Origin of the sequence: Allobosea sp. (genome assembly GCF_048595345.1) — a bacterium.
Taxonomy (GTDB): domain Bacteria; phylum Pseudomonadota; class Alphaproteobacteria; order Rhizobiales; family Beijerinckiaceae; genus Allobosea.
The window spans coordinates 1-12,228 of sequence record NZ_JBMDWH010000234.1 but is presented as its reverse complement, the minus strand read 5'-3'; the positions used below and the strand labels follow the sequence as shown (position 1 = coordinate 12,228).

At 70.4% G+C, this 12,228-nt stretch carries 6 protein-coding genes; all 6 read right to left on the bottom strand.

From position 1 onward, the window contains the following. A partial coding sequence (gene addA, locus ACOJTB_RS20580; protein WP_420104386.1) for a double-strand break repair helicase AddA occupies nucleotides 1-2,540 on the bottom strand: 2,540 nt, incomplete at its 3' end. Further along, nucleotides 2,537-5,656: a double-strand break repair protein AddB gene (addB, locus tag ACOJTB_RS20575; protein ID WP_420104385.1), complete on the bottom strand. Its 3,120-nt coding sequence runs from the start codon at nucleotides 5,654-5,656 to the stop codon at nucleotides 2,537-2,539. The genes addA and addB, both read right to left, overlap by 4 nt. Continuing rightward, nucleotides 5,649-6,353 carry a nucleotidyltransferase family protein gene (locus tag ACOJTB_RS20570; protein WP_420104387.1) on the bottom strand — a complete coding sequence of 235 codons (705 nt, stop codon included), beginning with the start codon at nucleotides 6,351-6,353 and terminating at the stop codon, nucleotides 5,649-5,651. The genes addB and ACOJTB_RS20570 overlap by 8 nt, the downstream gene beginning before the upstream one ends. A gap of 278 nt (nucleotides 6,354-6,631) precedes the next feature. Then, a complete protein-coding gene (tsaE, locus tag ACOJTB_RS20565) occupies nucleotides 6,632-8,179 on the bottom strand; it encodes a tRNA (adenosine(37)-N6)-threonylcarbamoyltransferase complex ATPase subunit type 1 TsaE (RefSeq protein ID WP_420104384.1) in 1,548 nt (515 codons plus the stop codon). Then, nucleotides 8,176-10,566, bottom strand: a complete 2,391-nt coding sequence (locus ACOJTB_RS20560) for a sensor histidine kinase (RefSeq protein WP_420104383.1) — start codon at nucleotides 10,564-10,566, stop codon at nucleotides 8,176-8,178. The genes tsaE and ACOJTB_RS20560 overlap by 4 nt, the downstream gene beginning before the upstream one ends. 512 nt (nucleotides 10,567-11,078) lie before the next feature. Then, nucleotides 11,079-12,228 (bottom strand): adenosylhomocysteinase (locus ACOJTB_RS20555; protein WP_420104382.1); only part of this gene is annotated, 1,150 nt, incomplete at its 5' end.

Here is a 12,228-nt window from a genome sequence, read left to right as displayed (position 1 = left end):
CCGGCCTTGGCGGCGGCGGTCGCCGGGATGTCCTGCGCCGTCGCCGGCGGCCAGAGCGGCACCTTCTCCCCCCGCAGCCCCGGCACGGCGAGGATCTTCGGCAGGCGCTTCAGGCCCGGCTCCGGCCCGAGATCGGCGAGGATGACGATCCGCGCCTCCAGCCCCTTGGAGCCGTGGACGGTCATGACGCGGACCTCGCCGGCGCTGGCGGAAAGGTCGCGCTTCACGTCCGCCGCGCTGCCGCCGACATGCTGGAGGAAGCCGGCCAGCGAGGGGCCGTAACGGCGCTCGTGATCGAGCGCGGCATTGAGGAAGGCGTCCAGCGCATCGCCCGCCTCGGCGCCGAGCCGGGCCAGGGCGAGGTTGCGCCCGCCGCCGGGACCCAGAAGATCGGCATAGAAGCGGAAGGGCCCGCAGCGCCCGGCCTCCCGCGCCCAGGCGACCAGCTTCTCCTCGGCACGGGCAAAGCGCGGTTCGGCTTCGGCCGCCGCCTGCAAGGCCTGCCGGAGCGAGCCCGGCCGCTCCGGTGCCAGACGCAGCAGATCGTCGTCGTCGAGGCCGATCAGCGGCGTCTTCAGCGCCGTCGCGAGCGTCAGGTCATCGTCCGGCAGCAGAAGCGCGCGGCCGAGAACGATGAGATCCTCCACCGCCGGGTGCTCGGCCAGGGTCAGACGATCGCGGCCGGTCACCGGTACGCCGGCATCCTTGAGCGCCTTGACGATCGCCTCGAACAGCGCGCCGCGCTGGCGCAGCAGGATCATCACATCGCCCGCCCTGAAGGGGTGGCCGCGATCGTCGCGCCCGTCGCGGTGCCAGCGGCTCAGGCTGCGGGCGATGCGCTCGGCGAGCTTGACGGTTCCGCTGCGGCGCTCGGGCGCATCGACCGGCGTCGTCCAGGCATCGGGCGGCTCGCCGGTATCGTTGGCGGCCAGCGGCCACAGATCGACCGTGCCGGGCGCGCCCTGCCGCACGGTGTCATGGGGCTCGGGCCGATCGGCCCCGTCGAAGACGAGGCCGCGCGCATGCTCGGGCAGAGCGAAGACGGCATCCACCGCCTGCATGATGTCCGGCGTGGAGCGGAAGGAGGTGTTGAGGCTGATCGCCTCGAACGCCATCTGCGCCTCGGCGATCCGCCGGCCGAGGGCGCGCCGCTCCTCGCCGAAGGCGGAGGGTGCCGCGCCCTGGAAGCCGTAGATCGACTGCTTCTCGTCGCCGACGACGAAGATCGTGCGAGGCCTGGCCCGCAGGTCGCCGCCGCTGGCGAATTCCTCCGCCAGCTTGCGCAGGATCGCCCATTGCGCCTCGCCGGTGTCCTGCGCCTCGTCGAGCAGGATGTGGTCGATGCCGGCATCGAGCTTGTAGAGCACCCAGGCCGCCTCGACACGCTCCAGCAGCGTGCGCGTGCGGGCGATCAGATCGTCATAGTCCAGCAGAGAGCGAAGACTCTTCTGCCGCTGGTAGGAGGCGAGCATCCGCGTCACCAGCAGGGCCAGCGCGGCGCTGCGGTCGCGGATCGCGACGGCATCCAGCCGCTCAGCCGCCGAAAGGACAAGCGCAGCCAGAGCCTCCAGCGCCGCGAGCGGGGCGCCCTGAAGCTCCGACTTGCTCCGGCCGCGGATATTGAGGTTGACGGTGCCGGCCTCGGTGATGAGCCCGCGCCGGCAGAAGGCGACCGGGTCGCCATCGTCCCGCCCCGCCAGCAGGGTGCGCAGATTGGCGGCGCAATTCTGCCGCGTCGTGCTGCCGGCCTGCAGCGTCTCGATCAGCAGCGGCAGATCCGGCAGGGCCGCCAGTTCGGTGCGGAAGGCGGCCCTGATCGTGGCGGCCTCCAGATCGGGTTCGATGCCGAGGAAGGCGCTGATGCCCTCGCGCATCGCGCGTGCATCGCGGGCCCGGCCGCTCCCGTCATTGAACAAGGCGCGCTGGCGCAGCGCCTCCTGCACCATGGTCTCGAAGGAATCCTGCGCGGCGAGGCGGGCCAGCAGATCGAGCGCGCGCGCCTCCTCGCCTTCGGGATCGGCGGCGACCAGCGCCAGCAAGTCACGCCGCGCCTCGCGCAGCATCTGCGCCTGGGCGAGTTCGTCCGCCACCTCGAAGCGCGGTGGCACATTCGCCTCGAAGGGCGCCGCCTGCAGCACGCGGGTGCAGAAGGCGTGGATCGTCTCGATCCGCAAACCGCCCGGCGTCTCCAGCGATTCGGCGAAGAGGCGGCGCGCCTTGCCGCGCTCGGCCGCCGTCGGCGCCCGCCCGGTCAGTTTCGCCAGCGCCTCGGCCAGCCCCGCCTCCGGCATCGTCGCCCAGTCGCCCAGCGCCTTGAAGATGCGGTTCGACATGTTGGCGGCGGCCGCCTTGGTGTAGGTGATGCAGAGCATGCGGCCGGGCGCGACATCGTCCAGCAGCAGGCGCAGCACCCGGTTGACCAGCACATAGGTCTTGCCGGAGCCGGCATTGGCCGAGACCCAGGCGGAGAGATGCGGCTCGGCGGCGCGGGCCTGGCGCTGGCTGGTAAGAAGCGGAACGTTCCGGGCCGGCTGCGTCATGCCTCGCCACCGCCATCGGCCTGCTCCTGCCCGCCGGGCGCGGCCGACCATTCCTTCACCCGTGCGAGATGGTCATAGGGGCTGGCATAGCGGATATAGTCCGGCGCGCGGCGGGAGACATAGGCCTCGCGGCCCGCGCGCAGCGCCTCGACATGGGCGAGGAGGTTTTGCAGGTGGCGCGTGGCGACATCCGCGAGGCTTTCCTCGCCGAAGCTCAGGCCCTGGTCCTTGTCCCAGCCCTTGGGATCATGGCTCAGCTTGACATAGAGCACGGCCGACACCGGCATCGGCCCCGACAGCCCCTTAAAGCCGGCGCGGGCGGCCAGCTCGGCCTCCAGCGTCAGCTGCGGCGCGAAGCCCTTCTCGACCTGCGCCTTGCTCGGCGGCGCGCCCGTCTTGAAATCGACGATGCGCAGGCTGGGCTCGCGCGTCAGCTCGACCCGGTCGGCGCGGCCATGGAGCCGCAGTTCCTTGCCATCCGAGAGCGGGAAGCTCGCGGCCGTCGCCAGCTCGACGCCGATGCGGGCGATGTCCGGCCGGCGGCGCTCCTCCCAGCGGATGTAATGTCCCGCGGTCAGCAGGAAGCGCGGCCACCAGAAGGCCCGCACCTCCGGCACGTCGTCATGCCGGCGGAACAGCCGGTCGCCCATGGCGATGATCTGCCCTGCGGCATCGGCGGGCAACTGGTCCGGATAGGTCGTGGTGAAGGTCTCGACAATGCCGTGCAGCAGCTTGCCGCGGTCCTGCGCCGTCGGCTCCTCGACCAATTCGTCCAGCGCATCGAGCTCCAGAATCTTGCGGGCGTGGATCTGGTAGGGGTCGCGATAGAGGGTCTCGACCTCCGTGACGCTGAGCGAGAGCGGCTGGAGCGCCTTCGGCGGGCGCGGGGCGGGCCGCGCGACCGGACGGGCCTCGGCGGGGGCGCTCAACCGGGCGGCGAGGCCGCGCAGCCTTGCGCCGCGCGCCATCGCCTCCTGCCAGATCTCGGCCGGCGTCACCGCCTGGAGGCGCTGCCAGAAGCGGGAGGCGATGGTCTCCGCCTCGCCGGCCTTGCGCGGGCGCGTCAGGGTGACGGAACGCGCCATCAGCGCCTGGGTGAAATCATGCGCGGTCTGGCCGATCCGCCGTTCCGGCGGCGGCAGGCCGAGTTCGGCGCGCATCGGGCGATTGATGAAGGAATCGGTCGTCGTCTGCGGGGGCCAGACGGTTTCGTTGAGCCCGCCGAGCACGACATGGTCGGCCTCCAGCAGCCGCGCTTCGAGCAGGCCCCAGATGGCGACACGCGGATGAGCCGAGGAAGCCCGGCGCACCGCCTTCTCGTTTAGCAGCCCGTCGAGGATCGCGACGAGATCCTGCGGGCGCCCGCCCGGCGGCATGATGTCGGCGGCGGCGGCAAGTTCGTCGAACAGCGCGGCCAGGGCCTCGCCATCGGGTCCGACGAAGGCGAGCGAGCCGCCGGTCTGCGTCGCGCCGAACGCTTCGACGGCGTTGCGTGCGGCCTCCGCCACCGCCGCGAGCGAGGGCTCGTCCAGAAACAGCGCCTCCAGCAGCGAGGCGCTCGCGGCCTCGATCGCGTGCAGCAGCGTGGCGGCGGCGGCGCGGTCGGCGGGGCCGAGCCGGGCGCGCGGCCCGGGCACATGGCGGGTCGGCGTCTCGCCCGCCCATTCGCTCAGGGCGACATGCAGTCCGGCGAGACCGGGCCCCACCGCCCGGCCGCGCCAGCAGCCGATCTCGAGAGCGGCCGCGCCTTGCAGGACCGCTTCGCGGCCAAGGCCGAGCCGGCAGAGCGGATGGGCCAGCAGCGGAACCAGCGCGGCCGGCGCCATCTTCGCCAAAGCGGCCTCGATGACCAGCCGCAGCAGGGAACCGGCGGGCCAGCGGCCGAGCGGCAGGCCGGCGGAATCGTCGACCTCGACCTGCCAGCGCTTCAGCTCGACGACGACGCGCTCGGCGAGGCCGCGATCGGGGGTGATGAGCGCCACGCGCGCGCCCGGCTCCTCCAGCGCCTCGCGCAGGGCGAGCGCGACGGCCAGAGCCTCCTCGCGCTCATCGGCCGCCTCGACGATGCGCAGGTTGCGGAAGGCCAGCGCGGCGGTCGCCTGCGGCAGCCGTTCGGTCAGCCCGGCCCAGAGTTCGGTGACGGAGGCCGGTAGCATCGCCTCGCGCAGCAATTCGGCGCGGGCGCTGCGTGCCGCGTCGGGCTCAGCCAGTTCACGGACGTCGGCGCGCGTCGCCTGCAACACGCCCATCAGCTGGCGCAGCGCCGCTTGCGGATGGGAGGGAGCGGGCTCGTCGGCGATCGCCTCCCAGGCCCGCTCGGGCAGAGCCAGATCGAGGCCGGGCAGGATCACCGCGCCTTGCGGCAGGCGGGCGATGACGGCGAGCAATTCGGCGGTCGCCGGCACCGTGCCGGTCGAACCGGCGGCGATGATCGGCCCGCGTGCCCCGCCGGCGAGCAGGCGCTTGCGCTCCGCCGCCAGCATGGTGTTGCGGAAGGCAGCGGGGTCGCAGGCGCCTTCATCGGCGAGGATGGCCGGCCAGGCCTCGCCCAGAATGGAGAGAAAGCTGGCATTGAGCTGCCAGACTTCGTCGAAGCGCTGCGCATCGAGGGTCCCGAGCCGCTCGACCGGGATCGCCTCGGTCTGGAGTTGGTCGAGCAGGGCCGCGAGGTCTCCGGCCAGCGCGTAGGCATCCGCCAAAGTCGCCGGCACCAATGCCGGCTCGCCCGGATCGAGCCTCAGATGGTTGCGGTTCGCAGTGCGGCCCCAAGCCTCGATCAGCCGGGTCAGGAGCATCCGCCGGCGCAGCGGCTCGATGGGGGCCAGCCGCTCCGCCGCCCAGCCCCCGGCGCCGATCACGGACGCCTCGGCCTCGTCGACATCGCCCAGCGGCACGATGCGCGGCAAAAGCAGCGGCCGGCCGCCGAGCTTTTCGGCCAGCAGCGCAGTGAAGGCGCGCGCGGCGCGGCGCGTCGGCAGATAGACGGTGGCGCGCGCCATGGCGGCGGGGTCCGCCGGGTCATGGACCGGGCCGAAGCGACCCTCGATCATGGCCTGCGCCAGCACATCCAGAAAGGGCGCGCCGGCCGGAATGCTGTAAAGATTGAGCTCAGGCATCGACCGGCGGAGCGGCGAAGGCGGCCTCGGCGGGCGCGATCGCCTCCGGCCGGTCGACATGCAGCCAGCTTCCCTGCAGCACATGGCCGAACAGGCGCCCGCGCCCGATCGCGAAATCGAACATCCGGTTCAGCGAGAAGGAGCCGTCCGGCATGTGGACATAGAGCTCCGGCTTCGAGATCGCGACGCCGGCATAGACGTAAGGGGCGGTCTGCGCCGTCCCGCGCCGCGTCAGCCGGCCCTCCCCGTCGCGGAAGAAGTCGCCGGCGCCATTGAAGCCGACGCTCTCCTCGCGCTTGGCCAGCAGCATGAGCATGTCCATGCGCTCCGCATCCCAGGCGGCGGCCATCTCCGCGATATTGCTGACGCCCCATTCGCTCCAGAGCGAGTCGGAATTGACGCTGAAGATCGGATCGGTGCCGAGCAGCGGCAGCGCCTTCTTCACCCCGCCGCCGGTTTCCAGCAATTCGCCGCGCTCGTCCGAGATGGTGATGCGCGGCCGTGTGCGCCCCACCAGATGCGCCTCGACCTTGTCGGCGAGGTGATGGACATTGACCACCGCCTCCTCGATGCCGGCCTCGGCGAGCCGGTCGAGCGCGTGGTCCAGCATCGCCTTGCCGCCGATCGCGACCAGCGGCTTGGGCAGTGTGTCGGTGATCGGGCGCATGCGCTGGCCGAGCCCGGCGGCCAGCACCATCGCCCGGCGGATCGGCTGCGAAGCGGGTCGGGTCACGCGAATCTCTCCATGGATCGCGCGGAACCTAGCAGAAGTGTCGGCGATCACCATCCTCAGCCCTCATCCGGGATGATGCGCCCTGGAGTACGGGCCCTCGTCCCGAGGAGGCCCGAAAGACCGTCTCGAAGGACGCTCCTCATGGCTCAGGAACCTTCTGGCCCATCCTTCGAGCCGCCGCTATCGCGGCGCCTCGGGATCAGAACTCACAGCACGGCCCGGCCCGGCCGCCGGCGGCTCGCTCAACCCACCTCGAATAGTTTGGGCATATGCGCCTCGTACCAGCCCCTGAGCTCCTCCAGCGCCGGATGCTCGAGGTTGCGGCGCAGATAGGCCTCGATGCGCGGCAGATGCTGGAGATAGACCGGCTTGCCGTCACGCTTGTCGAGGCGGGCGAAGATGCCGGCGATCTTGGTGTTGCGCTGGGCGCCGAGGATCGCATAGGCGCGGGCGAAGCTGGCGAGATCGAAATCGGGCGCATCGGCCCGCCGCGCCGCGCCATAGGCGGCGAGCAGCCGCAATTCCAGCGCCGCCGGCACATCGACCCGCGCATCCTGCCCGAGCGAGACCAGATCATAGGCCGGGTGGCCCAGAACCGCGTCCTGGAAGTCGATCAGGCCGACCTTCGCCAGCCCGTCGCGCTCCTCCAGCCAGATCAGATTGGGCGAGTGGAAGTCGCGCAGCGTCCAGGTCACGGGGCCTTCGAGAATTTCGTCGAAGAGCCTGTTCCAGATGCGGCCGAACTCGGCCTGCGTCACCGCCGGCAGGGTGACCCCCGCGATATGGGGGCCGTACCAGTCGGTCATCAGCTCGGTCTCGATCGCCAGGGCCTGGCGGTCGTATTCGGGCACCGGATGATCGCGCCCCTCCGCGACCGGCAGGATCGCCGGCAAGGTGTGGCGGTGCAGATCGGCGAGCAGCCGGGCCGAGGCTTCGTAGCGCTCGACGATCGGGCGACGCTCGGCATCGAGCACGCCCTCCGCGCCGAGATCCTCGATCAGCAGCAGGCCGGTCTCGAGGTCCTGCGCGTAGATCTCAGGGGCGGAATAGTCGAGCGATCGAAGCCCGCGATCCATCGCGACAAAGGCATCGATGCTCTCGGCGAGATGGGCAATGGCGCTGTAGGGCTTGCCCATGCGGACCGGCGGCCCGTCCGGGCGCGCCGGCGAGATCATCAGCACAGCGGTTTCGCCATCCGGCCGGGTCAGACGCTCATAGGCTCGGGTCGAGGCGTCGCCCATCATGAACACGCGCGCCGCCTCGCCCCAGCCGGCCTCGTCGATCAGCATGCGCGACGCGACGGCGATGGCGAGGCGCTGCTTCCAGAGCACGCCGCCGGCGAGGTCCACGATGCGGCCGGTTTCGGGACGGTCGGCATCGACCTCGAGCACGATGTCCAGCCGGCGGGCCGCCGGAAGGCGAGAGCCGGCACGGTCCGGCCATTCCACCAGCAGCACGGCCTGATCGAGATCCTCGATCAGGCCGATATCGTCGAGCTCGTCGGGGGAGCGGACCCGGTAGAGATCGGCATGGAGAACCGGGCCTCGCGGGGTTTCGTAGCTCTGGACGAGGGTGAAGGTCGGGCTCGGCGCCTCCAGCTGCGGATCGCCGGCGAGTTCGCGCAGCAGCGCGCGGGCGAAGAGCGATTTGCCGGCGCCCAGATGGCCCGACAGCGCGACGATGTCCCCCGGCCTGACGATGGCGGCGATATCGACCGCGAGCCGCATCGTGGCGGCCTCGTCGACGAGCCTCAGCCGGTGCGGGCCGGCCGTTCCTGAACTGCCGATCATTCGGCGGCGTCCGAGAGCGGCAGGCCGCCGGCCGGGAAGATGGCCGTGACACAGGTGCCCTCGCCCGGGTTGGATTCCAGCTCGACATGCCCGCCATGCAGCTCGACGATCGAGCGCACCATGGACAGGCCGAGCCCAACCCCGCGATGGCCGGAGCCGAGCGCATGGCTCTCGAAACGCTCGAACACCTTCTCACGGATCTCGGCCGGGATGCCGGGCCCGTGATCGGCGACGGCGATCCGAATCTCCCCGCCGCGACGGCCGGCGCTGACCGTCACCGTCTGGCCGGGCTGCGAGACGCCGATCGCGTTTGAGAGCAGGTTGAACAGCACCTGCCGCAGGCGCTTGCCATCGGCGCGCAGCGGCCCCGTGCGCGGATCGATCTCGACCTTCAGCGCGAGGCGCCCATCGGTCAGCCGGTCCTGGAGACCGGCTGCGGCCTCGGCGATGGTGTCGGACACGTCGATCTCCTGCACTTCCAGCGTCAGCGCGCCATTGTCGATGCTGGCGAGGTCGAGGATGTCGTTGATGATGGCGAGCAGCGCCCCCGAGGAGCGGACGATATGGCCGGTATAGTCGCGCTGTTTCTCGTTGAGGGCACCCACGGTCTCGGTGCCGAGAAGCTGGGCGAAGCCGATGATGTTGGTGAGCGGCGAGCGCAGCTCGTATGAGACGTGGTGGACGAAGTCCTCGCGCAGGCGGGAGACCTTTTCCAGCGCGTCGTTCTTCTCGGTCAGCGCCCGCTCGACATTCACGCTGGCTGTGACGTCGGCGAAGGAGATCAGCGTCGCGCCGTCCGGCAGCGGGGCGGTGGCGATGTCGAGCACCGTGCCGTCGCGGCGCTCGATGCGGCTGCGATATTCCTCGCGGGCGTCGCGCACGCCGGTGACGGCGCTCACCAGTTCGCGCCAGACATCCTCCTGCGGAAAGAGCGGGCGGCACAGGGTCACCAGCTGCTCCACATGCGGGTTGCTGGCGAGCAGGGCCGCATCGATCCGCCAGGACTGGGCGAAGGCCGGATTGAACAGCTTCAGCTTGCCGTCCGAGCCGAACACGGCCACGCCCTCGCGCAGCGAATCCAGGGTCTCGCGCTGGGTGCGCATCAGCGCGTTGAAGCGCGATTCCAGGGTGAAGCGCTCTGTGACGTCGTCATAGAGATAGGTGACGCCCCCCTGCGGGTTGGGGCTCGACACCACGTGGATGGTCCGCCCATCGGGCAGATACCACCAGTCCTCGCTCGCACGGGTCGCGGTGTAGGCGGCATGGACCGCCGCCTTCCAGCTGCGATAGTCGCCGAGTTCGGGCAGGCGGCGCTCGGCGCGAAGCCGGTCGAGGATTTCGCCGTCGCTGGGCTGGCCATCGAGAAAGCCCGGCTCCAGCGACCAGAGGGTCTCGAAGCCGGTGTTGTGATAGACCAGCCTGTGCGCCCCGTCGAAGACGGCCACGGCCGTCTTGAGACGATCGAGCGTGCGCACATGCGCGTCCATCTGGCGCTGCAGATCGGTGCGCACCGATTCCAGCTCGCTCATATCGGTGGCGAAGCCGGCAAAGCCGGTGGGGGTCGGCAGCTCGATCACGTCGAGCATGCGCCGCTGGCCGGCGACCACGGCCGGTGTGCGCAGGGAGAAGGGCGTGCCCTGGCGGCGGGCGCGGGCGGCGGCGTCGCGGTCGTTGCGGTCCAGCAGCTCCAGGCTGCCGCGCACGCAGATGGCGGGATCGGCGGCCTCGACGGCCCGGGCATAGGCGGCATTGACCCAGCTCAGCCGTCCGTCGGCATCGCGCATCCAGGCGGGGTGGGCGAGGCCGCCGAGCAGGCTGGCGAAGGCGGCATGGTCGCCCGTGAGGCGCTCCAGCTCGCTGCGCAGGGTCATCAGCTGGGCCCGCTCGCCCGTGACCTCGCGGAAGCGGATGACCGCGCGGCCGGCGACCGGCCGGCCCTGAACATCGATGAAGGGGCCGGATTTACTGCGGATGGTGAAGCCGAAGCCTTCGCCGCGCTCCTTGAGCGCATCGGTGGCCAGTTCGAGCCGCTTGGCGTCGGCGGGCGGCGCCCAGCTGCCATAGGCCAGAGCCAGGGCGGAGCCGGCGGCGCCGAGAAAGCCGCTGTCACCCTCGAAGACAGGCTGGGCGTCGCGCCCGTTCCAGCTCACCACGACCTGCGGATCGGCACCGAGGAGCAGCGAGAGCCGCTCCTGATGGCTGCGCGCGGCCTCGAGCTCGCCGGCGAGCCGGGCCTCGCGCTTCTGCCAGCGGGCGCGCTCGCGGACATAGACGAAGGAGGTCGTGGCGGCGAAGACGGTGAGCCCGGCGAAGACGAGCGACAGCGCTCCCGCACTCAGCAATTCGTGCTTCACCGGCAGCAGCCAGCCCTGGGCGAGGGCCGGCATCGGGATGAGACTCAGGGCAGCCGGGAGAAGAACGCGCGGTCGGCACCCGCCCTCGTTCGCCTGTCGCTTCGCGCTCGTCATGCCGCGTCTGCCGCCTCTCGCGCCGTGGCGCATCGTTCCACGCATGGCGTGCCCGGAATCGTCATCGCGGAGCGGGGACATCATCCCTTCTCCGGACGCCGAGACTTGAGCGCCACCACGCCAATCACATCAGAGCTTCGACCGGGTCATGCGTGCCGCGCAGCCCCGAATCAGCCCCACTGTAATCATCGCCCGACTCCGTCAGGAAGTGCTTAATCCGAGGTAAACGGAGGGTTATTTCCCTAGGGGCCGACAACATACCCAGGACCGACAAGGGCTAGTCGAGCCCGCCACGCCGCGCACCATTAGTGGTGTGAGGCGCGCTATCCACAGTCGTTCACAAGACCATAAAAAAGGACCCGGCCGGGGCCGGGTCCTCCTGACATCGTCGTTCGCTGCGATGAGGCGCCGCGAAGCGCCCGCCGCGCCGCTCAATAGCGGTAGTGATCGGGCTTGAACGGGCCGGTCTGCGGCACGCCGATATACTTCGCCTGCTGGTCGTTGAGCTTCGTCAGCTTGGCACCCACCTTGGCGAGATGCAGCGCGGCGACCTTCTCGTCGAGGTGCTTGGGCAGGGTGTAGACCTTGTTCTCGTATTTGGCGTGGTGGTTCCAGAGCTCGATCTGGGCCAGCGTCTGGTTCGAGAAGGAGCAGGACATCACGAAGGAGGGGTGACCGGTCGCGTTGCCGAGATTCACCAGGCGGCCTTCCGAGAGCAGGATGATGCGCTTGCCATCGGGGAACTCGACCTCGTCGACCTGCGGCTTGACGTTGTCCCACTTGAAGTTCTTCAGGCCGGCGACCTGAATCTCGGAGTCGAAATGGCCGATGTTGCAGACGATGGCGCGGTGCTTCATGGCGCGCATGTCGTCGACCGTGATCACGTCCAGATTGCCGGTGGCGGTGACGAAGATATCGCCGCGCGGGGCCGCGTCTTCCATCGTCACGACCTCGTAGCCTTCCATCGCCGCCTGCAGGGCGCAGATCGGGTCGATCTCGGTGACGAGCACGCGGCAGCCGGCCTGGCGCAGCGAGGCGGCCGAGCCCTTGCCGACGTCGCCATAGCCGGCGACGACCGCGACCTTGCCGGACATCATCACGTCCGTGCCGCGGCGGATGGCGTCGACCAGCGACTCGCGGCAACCATAGAGGTTGTCGAACTTCGACTTGGTGACGCTGTCGTTGACGTTGATCGCCGGGAACGGCAGGCGGCCGGCCTTGGCCAGCTCATAGAGGCGATGGACGCCGGAGGTGGTCTCCTCGGAGACGCCCTTGATCGCGTCGCGGGTCTTGGTGAACCAGCCCGGATTGGCCTTGAGCTGGCGCTTGATCAGCGCGAAGAAGATCGTCTCTTCCTCATTGCCCGGCTTGTCGAGGAACTCGGCCCGGCCGGCCTCGGCCTCGGCACCGAGGATGATCAGCATCGTCAGGTCGCCGCCGTCGTCCAGGATCATGTTCGGCGTGCCGCCGTCACCCCAGGTCGCGGTCTTCAGAACGTACTCCCAGTACTCCTCCAGCGTCTCGCCCTTGATGGCGAAGACGGGCGTGCCGGTCGCGGCGATCGCGGCGGCGGCGTGGTCC